21 protein-coding genes are annotated in these 21,834 nt (G+C 61.9%); 15 read left to right on the forward strand and 6 right to left on the reverse strand.

The window, feature by feature from the left end:
• Nucleotide 1 precedes the first annotated feature (1 nt).
• Entirely contained in the window at nucleotides 2-2,035 is a 2,034-nt protein-coding gene (locus tag LW136_RS09840; protein ID WP_234175083.1) for a S9 family peptidase, read from the reverse strand.
• Between the two features lie 439 nt (nucleotides 2,036-2,474).
• On the opposite strand from LW136_RS09840, the gene fadB reads away from it, so the two are divergent.
• The 5 genes from fadB to LW136_RS09865 all read left to right on the forward strand — a co-directional run bounded on the left by fadB (nucleotide 2,475) and on the right by LW136_RS09865 (nucleotide 9,732).
• Complete coding sequence (fadB, locus tag LW136_RS09845) at nucleotides 2,475-4,622, forward strand: fatty acid oxidation complex subunit alpha FadB (RefSeq protein WP_003285578.1); 2,148 nt, start codon at nucleotides 2,475-2,477, stop codon at nucleotides 4,620-4,622.
• 18 nt (nucleotides 4,623-4,640) lie between these two features.
• Entirely contained in the window at nucleotides 4,641-5,816 is a 1,176-nt protein-coding gene (fadA, locus tag LW136_RS09850) for an acetyl-CoA C-acyltransferase FadA (protein ID WP_003285577.1), read from the forward strand.
• A 134-nt stretch (nucleotides 5,817-5,950) separates the two neighbouring features.
• Nucleotides 5,951-6,184, forward strand: coding sequence for a DUF1653 domain-containing protein (locus LW136_RS09855; RefSeq protein ID WP_003285576.1), 234 nt, complete (start codon nucleotides 5,951-5,953; stop codon nucleotides 6,182-6,184).
• 289 nt (nucleotides 6,185-6,473) lie between these two features.
• Nucleotides 6,474-9,077, forward strand: a complete 2,604-nt coding sequence (topA, locus tag LW136_RS09860; RefSeq protein ID WP_003285574.1) for a type I DNA topoisomerase — start codon at nucleotides 6,474-6,476, stop codon at nucleotides 9,075-9,077.
• A gap of 136 nt (nucleotides 9,078-9,213) precedes the next feature.
• Nucleotides 9,214-9,732, forward strand: coding sequence for a DUF6586 family protein (locus LW136_RS09865; protein ID WP_234175084.1), 519 nt, complete (start codon nucleotides 9,214-9,216; stop codon nucleotides 9,730-9,732).
• Between the two features lie 17 nt (nucleotides 9,733-9,749).
• Here the strand turns inward: LW136_RS09865 and LW136_RS09870 are convergent, their stop codons facing one another.
• Nucleotides 9,750-10,589 carry a DMT family transporter gene (locus LW136_RS09870; RefSeq protein WP_234175085.1) on the reverse strand — a complete coding sequence of 280 codons (840 nt, stop codon included), beginning with the start codon at nucleotides 10,587-10,589 and terminating at the stop codon, nucleotides 9,750-9,752.
• Nucleotides 10,590-10,805: 216 nt separating this feature from the next.
• Here LW136_RS09870 and LW136_RS09875 point away from each other — a divergent pair, with 216 nt between their 5' ends.
• Nucleotides 10,806-11,042, forward strand: coding sequence for a hypothetical protein (locus LW136_RS09875; protein ID WP_234175086.1), 237 nt, complete (start codon nucleotides 10,806-10,808; stop codon nucleotides 11,040-11,042).
• A gap of 74 nt (nucleotides 11,043-11,116) precedes the next feature.
• Here LW136_RS09875 and sulA read toward each other — a convergent pair whose 3' ends face one another.
• A complete protein-coding gene (gene sulA, locus LW136_RS09880; protein WP_003285565.1) occupies nucleotides 11,117-11,593 on the reverse strand; it encodes an SOS-induced cell division inhibitor SulA in 477 nt (158 codons plus the stop codon).
• 11 nt (nucleotides 11,594-11,604) lie between these two features.
• Nucleotides 11,605-12,213: a transcriptional repressor LexA gene (gene lexA, locus LW136_RS09885; protein WP_003285564.1), complete on the reverse strand. Its 609-nt coding sequence runs from the start codon at nucleotides 12,211-12,213 to the stop codon at nucleotides 11,605-11,607.
• A 208-nt stretch (nucleotides 12,214-12,421) separates the two neighbouring features.
• On the opposite strand from lexA, the gene LW136_RS09890 reads away from it, so the two are divergent.
• The 8 genes from LW136_RS09890 (at nucleotide 12,422) to LW136_RS09925 (ending at nucleotide 19,388) form a co-directional block, all read left to right on the forward strand.
• Nucleotides 12,422-13,129 carry a TetR/AcrR family transcriptional regulator gene (locus tag LW136_RS09890; protein ID WP_011912890.1) on the forward strand — a complete coding sequence of 236 codons (708 nt, stop codon included), beginning with the start codon at nucleotides 12,422-12,424 and terminating at the stop codon, nucleotides 13,127-13,129.
• 39 nt (nucleotides 13,130-13,168) lie between these two features.
• On the forward strand, nucleotides 13,169-13,693 hold the full coding sequence (locus LW136_RS09895; protein ID WP_234175087.1) for a L,D-transpeptidase: 525 nt from the start codon (nucleotides 13,169-13,171) through the stop codon (nucleotides 13,691-13,693).
• Nucleotides 13,694-13,707: 14 nt separating this feature from the next.
• Entirely contained in the window at nucleotides 13,708-14,706 is a 999-nt protein-coding gene (nagZ, locus tag LW136_RS09900) for a beta-N-acetylhexosaminidase (RefSeq protein WP_234175088.1), read from the forward strand.
• Nucleotides 14,707-14,730: 24 nt separating this feature from the next.
• Nucleotides 14,731-15,468: an S-methyl-5'-thioinosine phosphorylase gene (locus tag LW136_RS09905; RefSeq protein WP_234175089.1), complete on the forward strand. Its 738-nt coding sequence runs from the start codon at nucleotides 14,731-14,733 to the stop codon at nucleotides 15,466-15,468.
• A gap of 144 nt (nucleotides 15,469-15,612) precedes the next feature.
• Nucleotides 15,613-16,110, forward strand: a complete 498-nt coding sequence (locus LW136_RS09910) for an LEA/WHy family protein (RefSeq protein WP_376752382.1) — start codon at nucleotides 15,613-15,615, stop codon at nucleotides 16,108-16,110.
• A gap of 7 nt (nucleotides 16,111-16,117) precedes the next feature.
• Entirely contained in the window at nucleotides 16,118-16,306 is a 189-nt protein-coding gene (locus LW136_RS09915) for an SEC-C metal-binding domain-containing protein (protein WP_003302497.1), read from the forward strand.
• A gap of 7 nt (nucleotides 16,307-16,313) precedes the next feature.
• Nucleotides 16,314-16,775: a DUF2489 domain-containing protein gene (locus tag LW136_RS09920; protein WP_003302495.1), complete on the forward strand. Its 462-nt coding sequence runs from the start codon at nucleotides 16,314-16,316 to the stop codon at nucleotides 16,773-16,775.
• Nucleotides 16,776-16,850: 75 nt separating this feature from the next.
• On the forward strand, nucleotides 16,851-19,388 hold the full coding sequence (locus tag LW136_RS09925) for a penicillin acylase family protein (RefSeq protein ID WP_234175090.1): 2,538 nt from the start codon (nucleotides 16,851-16,853) through the stop codon (nucleotides 19,386-19,388).
• 19 nt (nucleotides 19,389-19,407) lie between these two features.
• Here LW136_RS09925 and tsaA read toward each other — a convergent pair whose 3' ends face one another.
• Together tsaA and trpB are read right to left on the reverse strand one after the other, a co-directional pair.
• Nucleotides 19,408-20,115 carry a tRNA (N6-threonylcarbamoyladenosine(37)-N6)-methyltransferase TrmO gene (gene tsaA, locus LW136_RS09930; protein WP_014820585.1) on the reverse strand — a complete coding sequence of 236 codons (708 nt, stop codon included), beginning with the start codon at nucleotides 20,113-20,115 and terminating at the stop codon, nucleotides 19,408-19,410.
• Nucleotides 20,116-20,227: 112 nt separating this feature from the next.
• Entirely contained in the window at nucleotides 20,228-21,436 is a 1,209-nt protein-coding gene (gene trpB, locus LW136_RS09935) for a tryptophan synthase subunit beta (protein WP_234175091.1), read from the reverse strand.
• Here trpB and LW136_RS09940 point away from each other — a divergent pair.
• Nucleotides 21,435-21,830: a hypothetical protein gene (locus LW136_RS09940; RefSeq protein WP_234175092.1), complete on the forward strand. Its 396-nt coding sequence runs from the start codon at nucleotides 21,435-21,437 to the stop codon at nucleotides 21,828-21,830. The genes trpB and LW136_RS09940 overlap by 2 nt on opposite strands.
• Nucleotides 21,831-21,834: the final 4 nt, after the last annotated feature.

Here is a 21,834-nt window from a genome sequence, read left to right on the forward strand (position 1 = left end):
GCTAAGCCGCCATGCCGAATACCTTGAGCACGAAGGCGTACTCCAGCGCCACGTCCTTGAGCGCCTGGTAGCGCCCACTCATGCCGCCGTGCCCGGCACCGAATTCGGTCTTGAGCAGCAGCAGGTTGTCGTCGGTGCGGGTGGCGCGCAGCTTGGCGACCCACTTGGCGGCTTCCCAGTACTGCACGCGGCTGTCGTTGTAGCCGGCCACTGCGAGCAGCGCGGGGTAGGCCTGGGAGCGGATGTTTTCATAGGGCGCGTAGGCCTTGATCCGCTCGTGCACCTCCGGCTGATTCGGATCGCCCCATTCGTCGTACTCGGTCACGGTCAGCGGCAGGTCGGCGTTGAGCATGGTGTTCAGCACATCGACGAAGGGCACCTCGGCGACGGCTGCGCCGAACAGCTCCGGGCGCATGTTCAGCACCGCGCCGATCAGCAGGCCGCCGGCGCTGCCGCCGCTGATGGCCAGGCGCGGCGAGGTGGTGTAGCCGTCGGCCAGCAGCTGCTCGGCGCAGGCGATGAAGTCGCGGAAGGTGTTCGGCTTGTGTTCCAGCTTGCCGGCGCGATACCAGGCTTCGCCGAGATCACCACCGCCACGCACATGCGCGATGGCGAAGACGAAACCGCGGTCGAGCAGCGACAGGCGCGCATGGGAGAACCACGGGTCGAGGCTGTGCCCATAGGCACCGTAGCCATAGAGATAGAGCGGAGCCGGCTTGCCGAAGCTGTCACGCCGGCCGACCAGGCTGATGGGAATCTGCGTGCCGTCCTGGGCGGTCGCCCAGATGCGTCGACTTTCATAGGCGTCCGCATCGAAGGGGCCTTCCACCGGGGTTTCCTTGAGCACTTCCTGCGTGCCGTCGGCCAGCGTCAGCTGACGGACTTGTGCCGGTCGGTTGAGCGCTTCATAGCGCAGGCGGATCACCGTGCTAGTGAACTCCAGCGAATTCTGTACGTGCAGGCTGTAGGCCGCATCGGGCAGCTGCAGGCGATAGGGCTGCACGCCCTGCGGCCGCACCTCGATCACTGGTAGGCCGCTTTCGCGCAGGGTCAGGGTGATCGCCTCGGCGTTCAGGCTGACATCCTCGAGCATCACCGCGTCGTCATGCGGGACCAGTTCCTGCCAATGCTCCCGCTCGGGCTGCGCCTCGCTGGCGAGATAGAGGGCGAAGTTGATGCCAGCCTGATTGCTGCGGATCAGCCAGCTCCACTGACCTTGGTGAAGGCCATGATCGGGAAAGTACTCGTGGTCTTCCTGGCGTGGTGCCAGGCACGTCCATTGACCTTCCGGCTCGTCCGCCGACAGCACCCAGGCTTCGCTGGTGGTCTTGCTGTGGGAAAGGATGACCAGCTGGCGCTCGGAGCTGGCGCGGTAGCAATGCACGAAGAAGCGCCCGTCCGGGTCGTGATAAACCTCGTTGCTGCCGGTTTCTCCGAGGCGATGGCGGTAGACCTTGTGCGGACGGTGGGTGTCGTCCAGTTCACCGTAGAACAGCGTCTGGCTGTCGTTGGCCCAGGTCATGCTGCCGTCGCAATCGTCGAAGGGCAGGGCGGTCACGTCGCCGCTGGCGAGGTCCTTGACGAACAGCCGGTAGATCTCGTCGCCTTCGCGGTCGAGGCTGTAGGCCAGTTTGCTGTGGTCCTGGCTGACGCTGAAGGCACCCAGCGAAAGGAAGCCGCCGCCGGCCAGCTCGTTGGGGTCGAGCAGCAGCTGTTCGGTGTTCTCGTCAACTGTGAGCGAGCCATCGACCGGGCGCGGGCAGCGATAGTGCCGCGGGTATTCGTCGCCAGCCGTGGTGCGCTGGTAGTACAGCCATGGCCCCCAGGGCGACGGCAGGGAGAGGTCGGTTTCGCGGATGCGGCCCTTGATTTCCTGGAACAGCGTCTCGCGCAGTTCGGCCTGGTCGGCGAGCTGTTCTTCGAGATAGGCATTCTCCGCCTTGAGGTATGCCAGCACGTCTTCGGCATCGCGATTCTCCAGCCAGCGGTAGGGATCGGTACCGGTGTCGGCGCGGGCGATGGGGGCGTGGGACATGTAGTAACTCCGGATTTGGTTCGCGGCCGGTAGGCCGGTGATGGCAAAGAGCGAGATGCGCCAGTGTAACTGCTCGGCTAGGTCTACGATTGACTCGGTGGGTACGGTGCGGTTTCAGCCAGTCGGCCAGCCCGAGCTTGCGATCATCGAGGCAGTGAATGCAGCACGATGGCTGCAGTCGATAATGACCCGACGGTCGCGAAATGTCCGCTTGCAGGTGGCTTTCGGTTAGGCAAACCAGCTGATTGACAATGCTGAGCTTTTCCCCGAAGGTGTGCCGACCCAAATCAAACGGGCGTATGAATCGAGCGTTTGCCAGAGCAGATGCCGGTCACCCGGATTATCGTGTCGGTGGGTGTCGTTCGCCGCAAGGCGCGGCCGAGTAGGGCCGAAGACGTGAGACACGTAACGTTCAGCTTCCATACCTGGAGATCAGTTGATGATTTACGAAGGTAAAGCCATCACGGTTAAGGCTCTTGAGAGCGGCATCGTCGAATTGAATTTCGACCTCAAGGGTGAGTCCGTCAACAAGTTCAATCGCCTCACTCTCAACGATCTGCGCCAGGCCGTCGATGCCATCAAGGCTGACGCGTCGGTGAAAGGCGTCATCGTTACTAGCGGCAAGGACGTATTCATCGTCGGCGCCGACATCACCGAATTCGTCGACAACTTCAAGATGGCTGACGAGGAACTGGTCGCCGGCAACCTCGAAGCGAACAAGATCTTCAGTGATTTCGAAGACCTGGGCGTACCCACCGTGGCCGCCATCAACGGCATCGCCCTGGGTGGCGGTTTCGAAATGTGCATGGCCGCCGACTATCGCGTCATGTCCACCGCCGCCAAGGTCGGTCTGCCGGAAGTGAAGCTGGGCATCTACCCGGGCTTCGGTGGCACCGTGCGCCTGCCGCGCCTGATCGGTGTGGATAACGCCGTCGAGTGGATCGCATCCGGCAAGGAAAACCGCGCCGAAGACGCGCTCAAGGTTCATGCAGTCGATGCCGTGGTCGCTCCGGAGAAGCTGCAGGCCGCTGCACTGGATCTGGTCAAGCGCGCCATTTCCGGCGAGCTGGACTACAAGGCCAAGCGTCAGCCGAAGCTGGACAAGCTCAAGCTCAACGCCATCGAGCAGATGATGGCTTTCGAAACCAGCAAGGCCTTCGTTGCTGGCCAGGCCGGCCCGAACTATCCGGCCCCGGTCGAAGCCATCAAGACCATCCAGAAAGCCGCCAACTTCACCCGTGACAAGGCCATCGAAGTCGAGGCCGCCGGCTTCGTCAAACTGGCCAAGACCTCGGTTGCACAGAGCCTGGTCGGCCTGTTCCTCAGCGATCAGGAGCTGAAGAAGAAAGCCAAGGCCTACGACAAGCAGGCGCGTGACGTGAAACTGGCTGCCGTACTCGGCGCTGGCATCATGGGTGGCGGCATCGCCTACCAGTCGGCCGTCAAGGGCACGCCGATCCTGATGAAGGATATCCGTGAAGAGGGTATCCAGATGGGTCTGGACGAGGCCTCCAAGCTGCTCGGCAAGCGTGTTGAAAAAGGTCGTCTGACCGCTGACAAGATGGCTCAGGCGCTCAACGCGATCCGCCCGACCATGTCCTACGGCGATTTCGGCAACGTCGACATCGTCGTCGAAGCCGTGGTCGAGAACCCGAAGGTCAAGCACGCCGTGCTGGCCGAGGTGGAAGGGCACGTTCGCGAAGACGCGATCATCGCCTCCAACACCTCGACGATCTCCATCAATTACCTGGCCCAGGCGCTCAAGCGTCCGGAAAACTTCTGCGGCATGCACTTCTTCAACCCGGTACACATGATGCCGCTGGTGGAAGTGATCCGTGGCGAGAAGACCAGCGAAGTGGCTATTGCTACCACCGTCGCCTACGCCAAGAAGATGGGCAAGAGTCCGGTCGTGGTCAACGATTGCCCGGGCTTCCTGGTCAACCGCGTGCTGTTCCCGTACTTCGGCGGCTTCGCCCGCGCCATCGCCCACGGTGTCGACTTCGTTCGCGCTGATAAGGTGATGGAGAAGTTCGGCTGGCCCATGGGTCCGGCTTATCTGATGGATGTCGTCGGCATGGACACCGGCCACCACGGCCGTGACGTGATGGCTGAAGGCTTCCCGGATCGCATGAAGGACGACACCCGCACGGCTGTCGACGTCATGTACGAGGCCAACCGTCTCGGCCAGAAGAACGGCAAGGGCTTCTACGCCTACGAGATGGACAAGAAGGGCAAGCCGAAGAAGGTCGTCGATGCCCAGGCCTACGAGCTGCTCAAGCCGATCGTTGCCGAGACTCGCGAGCTGTCCGACGAGGACATCATCAACTACATGATGATCCCTCTGTGCCTGGAAACCGTGCGCTGCCTGGAAGACGGCATCGTCGAGACCGCTGCCGAAGCTGACATGGGCCTGATCTATGGCATTGGCTTCCCACCCTTCCGTGGTGGTGCGCTGCGCTACATCGATTCGATCGGCGTCGCCGAGTTCGTCGCGATGGCCGACAAGTACGCCGACCTGGGCCCGCTGTACCACCCGACCGCGAAGCTGCGTGAGATGGCTGCCAACGGCCAGCGCTTCTACGGTTAATCGAGGGAGAGAGAATTCATGAGCCTGAATCCAAGAGATGCAGTCATCGTCGACTTCGGTCGCACCCCGATGGGGCGCTCCAAGGGCGGCATGCACCGTAATACCCGCGCTGAAACCATGTCCGCACACCTGATCGACGGCGTGCTGGCGCGCAACCCGAAGATCGACCCGGCCGAAGTCGAGGACGTGATCTGGGGCTGCGTGAACCAGACCCTCGAGCAGGGCTGGAACATCGCCCGCATGGCTTCGCTGATGACGCGTATCCCGCACACCAGCGCCGGCCAGACCGTGAGCCGTCTGTGCGGTTCGTCCATGAGCGCCCTGCACACTGCCGTGCAGGCCATCCAGACCAACAACGGTGACGTGTTCGTCATCGGTGGTGTGGAGCACATGGGCCACGTCAGCATGATGCACGGTGTCGACCCGAACCCGCAGCTGTCGCTGTACGCCGCGAAAGCGTCCGGCATGATGGGCCTGACTGCCGAAATGCTGGGCAAGATGCACGGCATCACCCGCGAGCAGCAGGACGCCTTTGGTGAGCGTTCGCACCGCCTGGCGCACAAGGCCACGCTGGAAGGCAACTTCAAGGATGAAATCATCCCGATGGAAGGCTATGACGAGGACGGCTTCCTCAAGGTCTTCGATTACGACGAAACCATCCGTCCGGACACCACCCTGGAAAGCCTGGCTGCGCTGAAGCCTGCGTTCAACCCGAAGGGCGGCACCGTGACTGCAGGTACTTCCTCGCAGATCACCGACGGCGCGTCCTGCATGATCGTCATGTCCGCCCAGCGCGCCAAGGATCTCGGCATCCAGCCGTTGGCCGTGGTTCGCGCCATGGCACTGGCTGGTGTCGATCCGGCAATCATGGGTTACGGCCCGGTTCCGTCCACCCAGAAGGTGCTCAAGCGCGCCGGTCTGACCATGGACGACATCAGCCACGTCGAGCTGAACGAAGCCTTCGCTGCACAGGCTCTGCCGGTGCTCAAGGACCTCAAGCTGCTCGACAAGATGGAAGAGAAGGTCAACCTGCATGGCGGCGCCATCGCCCTGGGTCACCCGTTCGGCTGCTCCGGTGCGCGTATCTCCGGCACCCTGCTGAACGTGATGAAGCAGAACAACGGTACGATCGGTATCGCCACCATGTGTATCGGTCTAGGCCAGGGGATCAGTACGGTCTTCGAACGCGTCTAACAGACAGATGCAAATGACTGCGCTAGGCTGACAGCCAATCTCGCTACTGAGCGGGAATATGATTGTCAGCCGGTGCATGGAAGCCGGGGCCTGGTGCCCCGGTTTTTCTTTTTTGTATTTGTGTGGAGGTAGGCATGCAGTTGCAGCCGGGGCGTTATCGCCATTACAAGGGGCCGGAGTATCGCGTGTTCGCCGTTGCGCGGCACTCCGAGACCGAGGAGTTTGTGGTGTTCTACCAGGCGCTGTATGGGGAACGCGGACTTTGGGTGCGCCCGTTGTCGATGTTCAGCGAGAGCGTCGAAGTCAATGGCGAAACGGTCCCGCGTTTCGCATTGATCGAAGCGGAAAAGAGTGTTTTTGAAGGCTGAGCTGGCATGCGGCCATCAGGCTCGCCCTTGACCTCACGTCCATCGCCACTATATATAGCGGTGCTTTTTAGGCAGAGCGAAAACCTCGACGTCTGGTTTATGGCATCGAACCGCTGCTCTGATTCGCACCAGACGGAGCCGAGCAGCACAAATTGTCCTGCCAGGTCGGCCCGTTCGCAAAACGCGCACTAACGTACGCCGATGCCTTGCCGATTAGCGCCGGTACGGGTATTCAAACTGTCGGAGGCGCCGCCTCTGTTCACCTCTAGATTCAGGAACTCTCCTCTCCATGGGTAAATCGCTGGTCATCGTGGAATCACCGGCCAAGGCCAAGACAATCAACAAGTATTTGGGTAACCAGTACGTGGTGAAGTCGAGTATCGGCCATATCCGCGACCTTCCCACCAGCGGTTCTGCCAACAAGGAGCCGGTCAAGCGCGGCAAGGCCGCGGCCGCCGAGGCGCCAGCGTTGTCGCCGAAGGAGAAGGCCAAGCGCCAGCTCGTCACGCGTATGGGCGTCGACCCGGAGCACGGCTGGAAGGCCAAGTACGAGATCCTGCCGGGCAAGGAGAAGGTCATCGAGGAACTGCGTCGTCTGGCCAAGGAAGCCGACACCATCTATCTCGCGACCGACTTGGATAGAGAGGGGGAGGCCATCGCCTGGCACCTGCGCGAATCGATTGGCGGCGATGACAGCCGCTACAAGCGCGTGGTGTTCAACGAGATCACCAAGAAGGCGATTCAGGAGGCGTTCTCCAAGCCTGGTGAGCTCGATCTGAACCGGGTCAACGCGCAGCAGGCGCGTCGTTTCCTTGATCGTGTGGTCGGCTACATGGTGTCGCCGCTGCTGTGGGCGAAGATCGCCCGCGGTCTGTCTGCCGGTCGCGTGCAGTCGGTGGCGGTGAAGCTGGTTGTCGAGCGCGAACGCGAGATCCGTGCTTTCGTTCCGGAAGAATACTGGGAAGTACACGCGGACCTGGCGAATGCTCAGCAGGCCAAGGTGCGCTTTGAGGTCGCGCGTGAAAACGGCGAAGCCTTCAAGCCGCTCAACGAAGCGCAAGCCACTGCTGCACTGGATAAGCTCAAGGGCGCGCAGTACAGCGTCAGCAAACGCGAAGACAAACCGACCAGCAGCAAGCCCTCGGCCCCCTTCATCACTTCGACCCTGCAGCAGGCGGCGAGCAATCGCCTCGGCTTCGGCGTGAAGAAGACCATGATGATGGCTCAGCGCCTGTACGAAGCCGGTTACATCACCTACATGCGTACCGACTCGACCAACCTCTCCGCTGATGCGGTCGGCATGGTGCGCGGTTTCATCGAAAGCGAGTTCGGTGACAAGTACTTGCCGGAGAAGCCGAACGTCTATTCGAGCAAGGAGGGCGCCCAGGAGGCGCACGAGGCGATTCGTCCGTCCGACGTCAACATGCGGCCGACCCAGCTGTCAGGCATGGAGCGTGATGCCGAGCGCCTCTATGAGCTGATCTGGCGCCAGTTCGTTGCCTGCCAGATGCCACCGGCACAGTACCTGTCCACCAGCGTGACCGTCGCTGCCGGCAATTTCGAGTTGCGCGCCAAGGGCCGCATCCTGAAGTTCGACGGCTACACCAAGGTCATGCCGCAGCAGAGCAAGGCCGGTGAGGATGACGTCTTGCCAGAGATGAACAAGGGCGACGACATGAAGCTGCTCAAGCTCGACCCGAGCCAGCACTTCACCAAGCCGCCGGCGCGCTACTCCGAAGCCAGCCTGGTCAAGGAGATGGAGAAGCGCGGTATCGGCCGGCCGTCCACCTACGCCGCGATCATTTCGACGATCCAGGACCGCGGCTACGTCTCGCTGCACAACCGCCGTTTCTATTCGGAGAAGATGGGTGACATCGTCACTGAGCGTCTGTCCGAGAGCTTCAACAATCTGATGGATTACGGCTTCACTGCCGGCATGGAAGAGCATCTCGACGACGTAGCCCAGGGCGAGCGCGACTGGAAGCACGTGCTGGACGAGTTCTACGGTGACTTCCGCAAGAAGCTCGAGGTTGCCGAAGCCAGCGAGAACGGCATGCGTGCCAACCAGCCGACCCTGACCGATATCCCCTGCAAGGTCTGCGGTCGGCCGATGATGATCCGTACCGCTTCCACCGGCGTGTTCCTTGGCTGCTCCGGCTACAGCCTGCCGCCGAAGGAGCGCTGCAAGTCGACGGTCAACCTGATCCCAGGTGACGAGATTGCGGCCGATGACGAGGGCGAGTCCGAATCCCGCGTGCTGCTTGGCAAGCACCGCTGTCCGATCTGCAGCACCGCGATGGATGCCTATCTGCTCGACGAGACGCAGAAGCTGCATATCTGCGGCAACAACCCGGATTGCTCCGGTTACGAGATCGAGAAGGGCCAGTACCGCATCAAGGGCTATGAAGGTCCCAGCCTGGAATGCGACAAGTGCGGCAGCGAGATGCAGCTCAAGACCGGCCGTTTCGGCAAGTTTTTCGGTTGCACCAATGCCGAGTGCAAGAACACCCGCAAGCTGCTGAAGAACGGTGAGGCCGCGCCGCCGAAGATGGATGCGGTGAAGATGCCCGAGCTCAAGTGCGAAAAGGTCGATGACACCTACGTGCTGCGTGACGGCGCTTCCGGGCTGTTCCTTGCTGCCAGTCAGTTCCCGAAGAATCGCGAAACCCGCGCGCCCCTGGTGCGTGAGCTGATTCCGCACAAGGACGAGATCGATCCCAAGTACCACTTCCTGCTCGATGCGCCGCAGAAAGATCCGGAAGGCCGCTTTGCGGTCATCCGCTTCAGCCGCAAGACCAAGGAGCAGTATGTGCAGACCGAAGTGGACGGCAAGCCGACCGGCTGGAAGGCGTTCTACGACGGCGGCAAGTGGAAGGTCGAAGACAAGCGCTGATTTCGCTGCGGTCGACCACTCAGCGGGTCGGCCGGAAGGCGCGCGTTCTTCAGATCGGCTGACGCTTCGTCAGCCGATCTGGTGCGGCAACCTGTGAAGGTCCATTCTCTGTTCATCTTCTTTCGGAGGGCATGCCATGGCTCACGAGCTCTACACGCGCACCAATCAGAAGATCTTCTTCGCCGGCTTGTCACTGGAAAGCTGGCGCAAGGCCGAAGAGTCTGCCTCGATGAATTCTCAAGGCATGATTCAGGCTGAGCGCGAGGCTTGCCTGTTCCACCTTTACGGTGCCTTGCTTGGGCTGTGCCATGAAATCGCTGGTTACTACCGATCGCCCGGTGCGGATGCGCCGATGGTCGAGGCGTTTCTAACCCGTAGCGTGCTCGATGCTGCGCCGAGCCCGGAACTCGCCGAATTGCTGGAGTTGTCGGAGCAGCCAAGCACCTGGCTCGGACAGTTGCTTGCTGCCTACAAGCAGCTCTTCCAGCCGCCACGCGCTCCTGCCAAGGCCAAGACCGATCCGCGGCAGCCGCTGATCGAGGCAGTCAGTGTCGAGGATGAAGTGCCGCCGCTGTCGCGTGTCGAGCTGGAAGCCTGGCGACAGAACCTCAAAGGCCTGGCGTTGCGTTTTCGTGAGTCGCTCACCGAGTGGTGACAGCGGGTGCCGCGGTATCAGCTGCGGTGCCTGATGCTCAGGACCATGGCGATGCCGCCGAGAATCGCGGCGCCTGAGATAATCAGCGTTGCCGTTAGCGCTTCATTCAGCAGCACAGCCCCGGCAATGGCGGTGAGTAGCGGAACGCTGAGCTGCACGCTCGCCGCCTGTATTGCCACAAGACCGGGCAGCGCTGCGTACCAGATGGCATAGCCGACGCCAGATGTCAGCGCCCCGGAGAGCAGGGCGTACATGATTCCTGGCGCATCCCATTGCTGCTGGCCAAGCATCACCAGACAAAGCACTGCAGCGAATGGCACGGCCTTGATGAAATTGCCCGCAGTTGCTGCCAGAGGATTGCTCGCGCCCCGTCCGCGCAGCGAATAGATGCCCCAGGCAACACCGGACAGCAGCATGAGCAGTGCGCCATCCAATTCGGGTGCACGGCTTCCCGGCAGCAGCAGGATCAGCAACCCACTCAACGCCAGCAGCAAACCGCCAATCTGCCCGCCGCTGAAGCGCTCGCCGCGCAGCAAGCCCCACGCAAGCATGCTCAACTGCACTGCGCCGAATAGCAGCAGAGCGCCCGCTCCGGCATCCAGGTTGATATAGGCATAGGAAAAGCTGGCCGCGTAGACGAACAGTGCCAGGGCGCTCAACCAGTCGCCACCTGCTGATTGTCTGGTCTTACCGATCTGTAACAGAAGCCAGAGCGTGAGTGCTCCGGCAAGGATCCGTAGACCGGTAAAACTGGCAGGGTCGATGGCGGTGTCCCGTAAGGCGATACGGCAAAGTATGGAATTGCCAGCGAAGGCCAGCATGGCCAGAGCGGTAAGCAGAAGTATGCGAGTGGTCATGCGCAAGTCCTTATTGCGAGGCACGGCGTGCACGCGCTTTTTTCAGCGCATGCTACGTGGCACTGCCTCATGTGCGTACCGTTTTCTGGAGGTGGATGGTTTGATTGCGCCGCAGTGCATGCGTCGATGGGCTGCATCGGTGCTCTGCGACTCAGCAAAGGCTGCCCAGAGACTGGTCGGCTGTTACAATGGCGGCCTTTCACGCGGAGCTGATCCATGCCTACATCTTTTCTGGAAATCGTCGAGCTACCGGACGGGCGCATCGTGCTTCGTCGTGCCGAGGACGAAGAGGTGCTGGTCACGTTGGATTTCTCCAGCGATGCCAAGGCGTTCCTGCAGGGGCAACACGTCGAGATCGCCAAGGCGATGTTCAACATCGGCGTTCAGATGGCTGGCCGTATGTCGGAAGGTGATTTCGAGCGTGACGATGACGAGCCGCGTGTTCTGCACTGAGCGTGCTGGAACTCGTACGCAGTACCGTCAGGACCCCATAAGCGATGTAACGGCACTTCCTTGTGCTCTGTCGCTCAGCATCCCAGGCGAATATTCAAGCTCTGCGCATCGCCCAAGCTCGCTGCAGCACGGAGCTTGCTGCGGGTCGCACCATTGAGCTGATCAAACCAGCTGACCACGGTATGGCTGCAGCCTGAGGCCAAGGCCTTGCAGGCGAGCTCCAGCGCACCTTCCGCGTCGCGTGGTTGCAGCAGGATGATCCGTTCGCGATTCAGGCCGCATTTACGCAGCCAGTTCTGCGAGAGGAAAGCGGGCGGTGCGATCAGCGTCAGCCACCGACTGTCTGTCGCATCACCGAGTTCACGCAGGACTGGAGCGAGCAACAGGTGGCAGTGTTCGCTGCTGCCGCTCAGGCTCAACTCGCTCAGGTGTTCCTTTTCCTGCTCGGGCTTGGTGCGTGGTTTGAGACTGCCGAACGGCGCCAGGCTTTGCGCTATGACGCCGTCGAACAACGAAAGTTGGGGCCGGGAAGTGCTGGTCTGGTACTGCATGAACCTTCTCCTTAGCGGCGTATGACGCCGACACTCAAGCCTTCTATCACCAGTTCCTGCTGTTCGAGGTCCACCTCGATGGGCGCGAACTCGGGGTTCTCCGCCAACAGCCAAATCTTCTTGCCGTCACGCTTGAAGCGTTTCACCGTGACTTCGTCGCCAATGCGAGCGACTACGATCTGGCCGTTGCGCGCTTCGCGGGTGGTGTGCACGGCGAGCAGGTCGCCGTCGAAGATGCCGACATCCTTCATGCTCATGCCGTGCACGCGTAGCAGATAATCGGCACGCGGATGGAAAAAGCCTGGGCTGATCTGGCAGGATTCCTCGACATGTTGCTGCGCCAGAATCGGCGCGCCAGCTGCAACGCGGCCGATGATCGGCAGGCCGTTTTCGGATGCGGCGGGTTCGAAGTCCGGAATACGTATCCCGCGAGACGCCCCAGGCGTCATCTCGATAGCGCCTTTGCGGGCAAGTGCCTTGAGATGTTCTTCGGCAGCGTTGGGTGACTTGAAGCCGAGTTCCTGAGCGATCTCTGCGCGAGTGGGTGGATACCCATTGTCTTCCAGGCAGCGCTTGATGAACGCGAGGATTTCCGTCTGGCGAGGCGTCAGCTTGATCATGTCGGTCTCTGTTCTTTTATACAGTGACTGGGATTATATACAGTGATCCGGCCTTGGCAACGAATGATTATGATGGTTTAGAAAGCACATCCGGCGTGCTCCGTGGTCTGTCTGCGACAATGACGCTAGTGCCACAAGGCGTTTCGTGGTTGACTTGCCGGTCGGTGAAACGTAAGTTTCAAACAGTTGTTTGTCTTTCGGAGGGGGCATGGCGCAGTCGGAAACAGTTGAGCGCATTCTTGATGCAGCGGAACAGCTGTTCGCGGAAAAAGGCTTCGCCGAAACCTCGCTTCGCCTGATCACCAGCAAGGCTGGGGTCAACCTCGCGGCAGTGAACTATCATTTCGGTTCGAAGAAGGCGCTGATCCAGGCGGTGTTCTCGCGTTTTCTCGGGCCATTCTGTGCCAGTCTCGAGCGTGAACTGGATCGACGCGAGGCATTGACCGACAAGAAGGACACGCTCGAGGAACTGCTGGAAATCCTCGTCGAGCAGGCCTTGGCGGTCAAACCGCGCAGCGGCGATGATCTGTCCATCTTCATGCGCCTGCTGGGCTTGTCTTTCAGTCAGAGCCAGGGCCACCTGCGCCGCTATCTGGAAGATATGTACGGCAAGGTGTTCCGTCGCTACATGCTCAAGGTGCATGATGCGGCGCCGGCCATTCCGCCCATCGAACTGTTCTGGCGTGTGCACTTCATGCTTGGTGCGGCCGCATTCAGCATGTCGGGTATCAAGGCACTGCGCGCTATTTCCGAGAACGATTTTGGCGTCAGAACCTCGATCGAGCAGGTCATGCGTATGATGGTGCCGTTTCTCGCGGCCGGCATGCGCGCCGACAGTGGCATTGATGACAACACGCTGGCGGCCGCGCAACCGATCGCACGGCGCAACGCAGTGGCCATTCCGGCGAAGGCTTGAGCTACAAGCCTGCCGGGTGATCGGCTAAGCTAGCCGCCCATGGCATTTCTCGATTTTCTGCATATTTCCATCGCCGATCAGCAGCTCTACGGCTTCGCCGAGGGCCAGTTGCGTCTGCGCTTTTCTGTCTCTACGGCACGCAATGGTGCGGGCGAGCTGAACGGTTCCGGTTGCACGCCGCGCGGTCTGCATCAGGTGCGTGCGCGCCTCGGTGACGGTTTGCCTCAAGGTGCGGTGTTGCGTGGGCGGCGCTGGACAGGGGAGGTATGGTCCCCTGAGCTTCACGGAATTTCTCCCGGTCGTGACTGGATCCTGACCCGGATTCTCTGGCTCAGCGGGTGCGAGCCTGGAGTCAATCGCCAGGGGCAGGTCGATACCTTCCGCCGTTACATCTACATTCACGGCACCCCCGATTGTGAGCCGATGGGCGTACCTCTTTCCCATGGTTGCATTCGCATGCGCAATTCCGACCTGCTGCAACTCTTCCCATTGGTGCCGCCTCACTGTGCGGTGCGCATCGACGAGGCGCCCTGTCCCGATTGGGCTGCCGCTGAACTCGAATAAGGATTCCTTTGCATATGCACGGTTCACTGATGCTGGACATTGCTGGTACCTGGTTGACTGCCGAAGATCGCCAGCTGCTTCGCCAGCCCGAGGTCGGTGGGCTTATTCTGTTTGCCCGAAACATCGAGCACTCGCGCCAGGTCGACGAGCTGTGTCGATCGATTCGAGCCGTGCGGCCAGACCTGCTGTTGGCGGTGGACCAGGAGGGTGGCCGCGTTCAGCGGCTGCGCCAGGGTTTCGTACGGCTTCCGCCGATGCGCGAACTTGCGCGCTGCTCCGACGCGCCGCGGCTGGCGGAAGCCTGCGGTTGGGTGATGGCGACCGAGGTACTCGCTGCGGGCCTGGATTTCAGCTTCGCACCGGTTCTCGATCTTGACCACCAGCGCAGTGCCGTGGTGGGAACGCGTGCATTCGAAGGCGATCCGCAGGCCGCCGTAGTGCTGATCGACGCGTTCATCCGTGGCATGCACGCGGCGGGTATGGCCGCAACCGGCAAGCACTTTCCCGGTCATGGCTGGGCCGAGGCGGACTCCCATGTCGCAATCCCGGTCGACGAACGAAGTCTTGAAGAGTTGCGCCGCTGTGATCTGATTCCCTTCAAGGCGCTGAGCGGCACGCTCGATGCGATCATGCCGGCGCACGTGATCTATCCTCAGGTCGATGACCAGCCCGCAGGTTTTTCGCGGCGCTGGCTGCAGGACATCCTGCGTAACGAGCTCGGCTTCAAGGGCGTGATCTTCAGTGACGATCTGTCGATGGCGGGCGCGCACGTCGCCGGCGATGCGGCCGATCGCATCCAGGCAGCGCTGGTTGCCGGCTGTGACATGGGGCTGGTGTGCAATGATCGGGCGGCGGCTGAACTCGCGTTGGCTGCGCTGCAGCGCCTCAGCGTCACGGCGCCGCCTGCGCTTTCGCGTATGCGCGCTCGCCGGGAGTTCGCTGCTGAGTACAAGCAGAATCCGCGTTGGCTTGACGCGATTGGCGCGCTCAAGGCCGCCGACCTGATTGACTGACCCTTTTTCTTTCAAGGAATACCCATGACTGTCCATGCCATCATCGGCGGCACCGGCCTGACTCAGTTGAGCGGCTTCAAGATGCAGCGCGCGCAGCTCATCGATACGCCCTACGGGCGCCCGTCCGGTGAGATCCTGCGTGGCGAATACAGCGGCCGAGAGGTGCTGTTCCTTGCACGGCATGGCCATCCGCACCGCATTCCGCCACATCAGGTGAATTACCGAGCCAACTTATGGGCGCTGAGGCAGGCCGGGGCGGAGGCGATTCTTGCAATCAATGCGGTCGGTGGCATCCATTCGGCCATGCGCTCCGGACATTTTTGCGTACCCCATCAGATTGTCGATTACACCTACGGTCGCGAACACACCTTCTTCGAAGGCGATATAGATCATGTGACCCACATCGATTTCAGCTATCCCTATGACGAAGCGCTGCGCGAGCGCCTGATCGGCGCACTCGCAGCCGAGGGCTATGCGTTCAGCAGTCACGGTGTGTATGGCTGCACGCAGGGGCCGCGGCTGGAAACAGTAGCGGAGATTACCCGTATGGAACGCGACGGTTGCGACATCGTCGGTATGACCGGAATGCCCGAGGCTGCGCTGGCGCGCGAACTCGACCTGCCTTATGCCTGCCTGGCGCTGGTGGTCAATCCGGCGGCCGGCAAGGCGAGCGGGGTGATCACCATGACCGAGATCGAGGCGGCACTGGCTGCCGGCATAGGCAAGGCGCGACTGGTCCTCGCAAACGTGCTAGCGACGTGAGTGATCCGCGGCGCACTGTAATGCGGGAGCGCTTTGTCTGAAACGTCGTTGTCATATTGCGGCCTGAGACTGGTATTTTTGCGGTGGCCCCCGTTGCGGCAAGCATGCTGCTTGCTACACTTGGCCGTCCTTTGGAGTACCGGAATGTTTTGCCAGGCACGCACAATAAGAATTCTTAGAACCGTCGTGTTGCTCTGCCTGCTTGGCGGCATGGCCGGATGCTCGACCTGGTTTTCGGGTGATTTCAAGGACCCTACGGTCGAGCTCACCAAGGTCGATATCATCAAGGCGCGGCTGCTGGAACAGCAATTCATGCTGCGCTTTCGTATCGACAACCCCAACGATCACAGCCTGCCGGTGCGAGGGCTGATCTACAAAGTCCATCTCAACGATGTGGAGCTGGCCAGTGGCGAGTCCAGTGGCTGGCTGACGGTGCCCGCCAACAGCTTCGAGTACTACGAAGTGCCGGTGCACACCAACCTCTGGCGTCATATGAAGTACATCGTGCGCCTGCTGGAGAAACCCGACCGTCCGATCGCCTACCGCCTGGCCGGTGAGCTCAAGACCGGGCTGATGATGGGCCGGCGCGTGCACATTTCCAACAATGGCGAGATAATCCCGGGCAACTTTATTCCGGAGTAGTACCCAGATGAGTCAAGAACCCCACGTACATGGTCCCGACTGCAACCACGATCACGACCATGACCATCACCACGTTCATGGCCCGCATTGCAATCACAGCCACGAACCTGTGCGTAACCCGCTGAAGGACGTCGGTCGCAATGACCCGTGCCCTTGTGGCAGCCAGCAGAAGTACAAGAAATGCCACGGCGCCTGAGCCTGTCATGACCCTGGCCATCGGTCTGTTCGTCATCGCCGCGCTGCTGATTGCTGCGCTGGGTGGCTATGCGCTGTATCTCTGGCGCCGTGTCTGGCGCAACGAGCGGTTGCAGGCAGAGGCGCGGACGCAGCAGCAGACCGCGCTGGCGGAGGATCTGCGAATCCTCGCCAGCTGCCTGCTGGAGGAGCAAGTCCCGCTCATCGAAGGGGCAATCCGCATCAAGGTGCTGCTCGACAACTATGATGTGGCGCTGGGGCAGCATCCTCGTTGTCAGGTCTTCCAGCAGCTGTTCGAGGCCACCGAGCAAGTGCCGACCCATGCGGCCTGGAAGGCTCTGGACAAGCAGGAGCGGCGCCGACATGAAGCGCAGTTCAGTGCCCTCGAGCTGCAGCACAAGGCCGAGGCTCGACGTTCGGCCCGTTGGCTGCTCGACGAAGCTCTGCCAAAATCCCGCGACGCGGCCTGATCGACCGATCTTCTTCGCCGCGCGCCCTCTAATCTGTCAGTACCATCCCTTGCCAAGCTCGCTCAGGAGTCTTTGATGTCTCTGCGTCTGCCGTTCGCCCTGGTTCGCTTGACGCTGGGGGCCGCGCTCGGCCTGGCCGGCCTTGGCGGTTGTCAGGCCTATCTCGATAATCGCTACAGCGCCAGCCTGCCGCCGTCGCAGGGCATTCAGCCGCTGACCGGCCTGGCAGGCAGCGCGAGCATCCGGCGCAATTCGCTGGGCATGCCGCTGATCGAAACCTCGTCGTTCCACGATGCGCTGTTCGCCATGGGTTACGTCCACGCCACCGATCGTCTGAGCCAGATGGTCAGCCTACGGCTGATGGCTCAAGGGAGGTTGGCGGAGATGGTCGGCCCCGGCGTGTTGGAGACCGACCGCTTCATGCGCGCGGTGAATCTGCGCCAGAGCGCCGAGCTGCTCTATCGCGAGTCCTCGCCGCGGATGAAGAAGTTCTTCGAGGTCTACGCCCGCGGCGTGAACGCCTACCTGTATCGCCATCAGGACAAGCTGCCGATGGACCTTGCCGAGTCCGGCTACAAGCCTGAGTACTGGAAGCCCGAGGACTCGGTGCTGGTGTTCTGTTTGCTCAACTTCGGGCTTTCGCAGAATCTGCAGGAAGAAGTGGCGGCGCTGCTGCTGGCGCAGAAGGTGGGTAGCGACAAGCTCGCCTGGTTGCTGCCGATCTATCCGGACGAAGCATTGCCGTTCGCCGAAGCCGACAAGCTCAAGGGACTCGCACTGGGTGGATCGGTACCAGAGCTGGCGGCGATCGAGCAGGCGGCGCAAAACTTGGCATCGTTGACCCCGACTGGGATGGCTGCGTCGAACAACTGGGCCATTGCCGGCAGCAACACCCGTAGCGGCAAACCGATTCTGGCCAACGACACGCACCTGCCGCTGTCGATGCCTTCGTACTGGAATTTCATGCAGGTCCGCGCACCGAAGTTCCTTGCCGCGGGTGTCACCATCGCCGGGGTGCCCGCAATGGTCGCCGGTTTCAACGGCAAGCTCGGCTGGGGCATGACCATGGTGATGGGCGACAATCAGGACCTCTATCTCGAGCAGGTGCGCCGCGAAGGCTCGCGGCTGATGTACCTGGCCGATGGCAAGTGGCTGCAGGCCCGCGAGCGGCACGAAACCTACTTCGTCAAAGGCGAGCGGCCGATTCGCGAGACCATCTACGAAACCCGTAATGGGCCTCTGCTGAACACGACGCTCGGCGAGCGCAAGCACCCCTTGCAACCGCTACAGCTCCGCAGTGGTTACGGCCTTGCGCTGAAAACCACGCAGCTGGAGGCCGATCGCACCCTGGATGCCTTCTTCGATCTGTCCCGCGCGCAATCGGTGGATCAGGCCTTCGAGGCGACCCGCGAAATTCGTGCGACGGCGCTGAATCTGGTGTTTGCTGACCAGCAGGGAATCGGCTGGCAGGTCACCGGACGCTTCCCAAATCGTCGCGAGGGATTGGGGCTGGTGCCGTCGCCGGGTTGGGACAATCGTTATGAATGGGACGGCTTTGCTGATCCGATGCTGCATCCCTACGACCAGGATCCGATCCAGGGCTGGCTCGGCACCGCCAACCATCGCAGTGTACCGCGCGGTTACGGGATGCAGCTTTCCAGCTCCTGGTATGGTCCCGAGCGCTATGAGCGCCTGGCGGAACTGGCGGGGCGGGGCAAGCATGACACCCGCAGTACTATCGCGATGCAGTACGACCAGGTCACGCCGTTCGCCGCCAAGCTCAGGACAATGTTCGAGGCGCCGGGCATGGCCGAGCCATTGCGCAAGGCGATCGATGCACTGCCGGCCGCCGAACGCAGCAAGGCGCGAGAAGCGCTGGATCGACTGATGGCGTTCAACGGCAAGCTCGCTGCGAATTCGGCCGATGCTGCGCTGTATGGCGCTTTCCTGCACGAAAGCGCGCGGCAGACGTTCCTCGACGAGCTGGGGCCGGAAGATACGCAGGCGTGGCGAGCGCTGGTGCAGACGGCCAACACCTCCTATTCGGCCCAGGCCGACCATCTGCTCGGGCGCGAGGACAGCCCGTTCTGGAATGACCAGCGCACCGCGCATGCCGAAGACAAGCCGGCAATCCTCGCGCGCAGCCTGGCCGCAGCAGTGACCTTGCTGGAAGGCCGTCTGGGCAACGGGCGCAGCGCCTGGCAATGGGGCAAGCTGCACACTGCCAGCTGGACCTCCGGCGCGACGCAGTTGGCGCCGCATATGCCGGCCAGCCAGCGGAGCAAGATCAACGCCATCGGCAGCTACCTGGATCGCGGCCCCTTTGCCATGGGCGGCGACCACAGCACGCTGAATGCCTCGGCCTATCATCTGGGAACGGACTTCGATACCTGGCTGATCCCGGCGATGCGCATTCTCGTCGACTTTGGCCGCGACGAGCCGATGATCGGCCTCAACAGTTCAGGCCAGTCGGGCAATCCGGCCAGCCCTCACTACGCCGATGGCATCGACGCGTGGATGAAGGCGAACTACATGAGTTTCCCGTTCAAGACGGAGAATCTCGACAAGGTCTACGGCACGCAGCGCCTGTTGCTGACACCTGCTGGTAAATGACGGGAGCGCCGCACCGGCATCAGGCCGGTTGCGGCGCTGCTGGCGCGACTTCCAGAACGCGGATCACGCCTGGCGTCGGGTAGTGCCAGCGTACGTCCACATCCCATAACTGCGCGCCGTAACGCCGTTCGGGCTCCGGCTTCTGATAGGCCGGGCGCGGGTCCTGCGCCAGGCACTGTTCGATGAGTTCGACCAGAGGCTCGCCCAGGCGCAGTGCTTCGCGGCGGGCTTGCAGCAATCCCGATTCCGACCATTGCACCTCAATCAACTCTGGCGCATCGGCGGCCATGTCGTTGCGTGCGTCAGGTAGCGCATCGGCGTAGGGCACGTAGGGTTTGATGTCCAGCACCGGGGTGCCGTCCAGCAGGTCGATGCCGGAAATGAACAGTCGTCCCGGCTCGACCTTATCCAGCCTGACCACCGACTGACCGATGCCATTGGGTCTGTGCGTTGCTCGCGTGGCGAACACGCCAACCATGCGATTGCCGCCCAGACGTGGCGGGCGAACCTTGAGGCGGGGTTTGCTTTCCAGCGCCTGATGGAAGAGAAACAGCAGCCACACGTGGCTGACCTGCTCGAGCCCGGCTACCGCATCACCACTGTCGAACGGCGGCAGCAGTTCCAGCACGCCACGTGCGGCTGGCGCCAGGCTGGGCTGGCGGGGGATGGCGAACTTCTCCTTGAAGCAGGAGCGGACGTAGCCGATCGGCGAGACGCTGTGATCCATGAAGGCTGGCCTGGGAAGCAGTCGGGCGGCTGCGCATCTTACCCGCTATGGCCGCCCGTTGCGCTTCCAGCAGGCCGACACGCACATGCATCGCCGGCCCGCCGTTGACGTGTTACAGGCCGAGCAGATTGGCGACGTAATCAGCATCCTTGTCGCCGCGGCCAGATAGATTGACGAGGATATGGCTGTCCTTGCTCAGCGTCGGCGCGGTGCGAATCGCCCAGGCCACCGCGTGGGCGCTTTCCAGGGCGGGAATGATGCCTTCCACGCACGACAGAGTCATGAAGGCATCCAGGCATTCCTGATCGGTCGCGGTCTGGTAGTTCACCCGGCCGATGTCCTTCAGGTAGCTGTGCTGCGGACCGACCCCCGGGTAGTCCAGGCCGGAGGCGATGGAGTGCACTGCCGATGGGTTGCCGTCTGCATCCTCCAGCACGTAGCAGGCCATGCCGTGCAGTTCGCCGGGTTTGCCCTTGGACAGCGTGGCCGAATGGCGACCGGGCTTGTCCAGGCTTTCGCCGGCCGGCTCGATACCCACCAGCTCGACCGCAGCATCTTCGAGAAAGGCGGTGAACATGCCCATGGCATTGGAGCCGCCACCGACGCAGGCAACCACGTGGTCGGGCAGGCGGCCATGTTTGGCGAGGAACTGCTCACGGGCCTCGGTGCCGATGATCGACTGGAAGTCGCGAACCATCTTCGGGAACGGGTGCGGGCCGACCACCGAGCCGATGGCGTAGATGTAGTTGTGCGGGTCCTTCAGGTATTCCTCGAAGGCGCTATCCACCGCTTCCTTGAGCGTCGCGGCGCCGCGGGTGACCGCTACCAGCTTGCAGCCGAGGATCTTCATCTTGGTGACGTTCGGGTGTTCCTTCTCGATGTCCACCTGTCCCATGTGGATCTCGCAGGGAATGCCGACCAGCGCGCAGGCAGTAGCCAGGGCAACCCCGTGCTGGCCGGCGCCAGTCTCCGCGATCACCTTCTTCTTGCCCATGAATTTGGCCAACAGCGCCTCGCCCAGGCAGTGATTGATCTTGTGCGCGCCGGTGTGGTTGAGATCTTCGCGCTTCAGATAGATCTGCGCGCCGCCGAGCTGCTCGGACAGCCGCCGCGCATGGAAGATCGGGCTTGGCCGACCTACGTAGTCGGCGAACAGTGCGGCCAGTTCCTGCTGGAAGTCATCGCGCTGGCGAATTTCCTCGTAGGCAAGGTTGATGTCGTCCATCGCTTGCTTGAGGTGCGGTGGGACCAGCTGGCCGCCATAGGGGCCGAAATATCCGTTGGCGTCGGGCATGGCGGTGAAGCGAGGATCGGACGACATGAACTCATCTCTGCAGGTGGAATGGGAAGAAGGATGCTGCTACGCGGGGCCGATCATAAGTCAGCGCACAATCGCTGAAAACGCCGAGCGGGGGCGGAGCGCTGCGCCGCTCGTGGCGAGGCGATTCGCATTGACCGAAGGCGCGGATCAAGGCGCTTGGGATGGTGCCGATTTCGCCGTGATTCGCGAAATTGACACTTATCGTGTAGGATGCACGCCGACTTCGCCATTATGGGAGCATGATTCAACTTTCATTTTTGTCGGCAGCAGCTTGCCGACGGGCATGGCTGTCATCAGTACGGCCGCTATGCATGCCCATCCCGCCCTTGGTGCGCAGCAATTTCGAAAGATTTGCCCGCCACCTGCCGCAATACGTCGCACTGCGATGTCGTAAAGCC

The sequence above is a fragment of the Stutzerimonas kunmingensis genome (assembly GCF_021432085.1).
Lineage (GTDB): Bacteria > Pseudomonadota > Gammaproteobacteria > Pseudomonadales > Pseudomonadaceae > Stutzerimonas.

What these genes read in the sequence shown, in the direction of transcription:
- topA (WP_003285574.1), top strand. Translation starts at nt 6,474, where the DNA reads ATGGGTAAATCGCTGGTCATCGTGGAATCACCGGCCAAGGCCAAGACA.
- LW136_RS09925 (WP_234175090.1), top strand. Translation starts at nt 16,851, where the DNA reads ATGTCTCTGCGTCTGCCGTTCGCCCTGGTTCGCTTGACGCTGGGGGCC.
- LW136_RS09875 (WP_234175086.1), top strand. Translation starts at nt 10,806, where the DNA reads ATGCCTACATCTTTTCTGGAAATCGTCGAGCTACCGGACGGGCGCATC.
- nagZ (WP_234175088.1), top strand. Translation starts at nt 13,708, where the DNA reads ATGCACGGTTCACTGATGCTGGACATTGCTGGTACCTGGTTGACTGCC.
- LW136_RS09920 (WP_003302495.1), top strand. Translation starts at nt 16,314, where the DNA reads ATGACCCTGGCCATCGGTCTGTTCGTCATCGCCGCGCTGCTGATTGCT.
- LW136_RS09895 (WP_234175087.1), top strand. Translation starts at nt 13,169, where the DNA reads ATGGCATTTCTCGATTTTCTGCATATTTCCATCGCCGATCAGCAGCTC.
- LW136_RS09910 (WP_376752382.1), top strand. Translation starts at nt 15,613, where the DNA reads ATGTTTTGCCAGGCACGCACAATAAGAATTCTTAGAACCGTCGTGTTG.
- LW136_RS09855 (WP_003285576.1), top strand. Translation starts at nt 5,951, where the DNA reads ATGCAGTTGCAGCCGGGGCGTTATCGCCATTACAAGGGGCCGGAGTAT.
- trpB (WP_234175091.1), bottom strand. Translation starts at nt 21,436, where the DNA reads ATGTCGTCCGATCCTCGCTTCACCGCCATGCCCGACGCCAACGGATAT.
- fadB (WP_003285578.1), top strand. Translation starts at nt 2,475, where the DNA reads ATGATTTACGAAGGTAAAGCCATCACGGTTAAGGCTCTTGAGAGCGGC.
- LW136_RS09890 (WP_011912890.1), top strand. Translation starts at nt 12,422, where the DNA reads ATGGCGCAGTCGGAAACAGTTGAGCGCATTCTTGATGCAGCGGAACAG.
- lexA (WP_003285564.1), bottom strand. Translation starts at nt 12,213, where the DNA reads ATGATCAAGCTGACGCCTCGCCAGACGGAAATCCTCGCGTTCATCAAG.
- fadA (WP_003285577.1), top strand. Translation starts at nt 4,641, where the DNA reads ATGAGCCTGAATCCAAGAGATGCAGTCATCGTCGACTTCGGTCGCACC.
- tsaA (WP_014820585.1), bottom strand. Translation starts at nt 20,115, where the DNA reads ATGGATCACAGCGTCTCGCCGATCGGCTACGTCCGCTCCTGCTTCAAG.
- LW136_RS09870 (WP_234175085.1), bottom strand. Translation starts at nt 10,589, where the DNA reads ATGACCACTCGCATACTTCTGCTTACCGCTCTGGCCATGCTGGCCTTC.
- LW136_RS09865 (WP_234175084.1), top strand. Translation starts at nt 9,214, where the DNA reads ATGGCTCACGAGCTCTACACGCGCACCAATCAGAAGATCTTCTTCGCC.
- LW136_RS09840 (WP_234175083.1), bottom strand. Translation starts at nt 2,035, where the DNA reads ATGTCCCACGCCCCCATCGCCCGCGCCGACACCGGTACCGATCCCTAC.
- LW136_RS09905 (WP_234175089.1), top strand. Translation starts at nt 14,731, where the DNA reads ATGACTGTCCATGCCATCATCGGCGGCACCGGCCTGACTCAGTTGAGC.
- LW136_RS09915 (WP_003302497.1), top strand. Translation starts at nt 16,118, where the DNA reads ATGAGTCAAGAACCCCACGTACATGGTCCCGACTGCAACCACGATCAC.
- LW136_RS09940 (WP_234175092.1), top strand. Translation starts at nt 21,435, where the DNA reads ATGAACTCATCTCTGCAGGTGGAATGGGAAGAAGGATGCTGCTACGCG.
- sulA (WP_003285565.1), bottom strand. Translation starts at nt 11,593, where the DNA reads ATGCAGTACCAGACCAGCACTTCCCGGCCCCAACTTTCGTTGTTCGAC.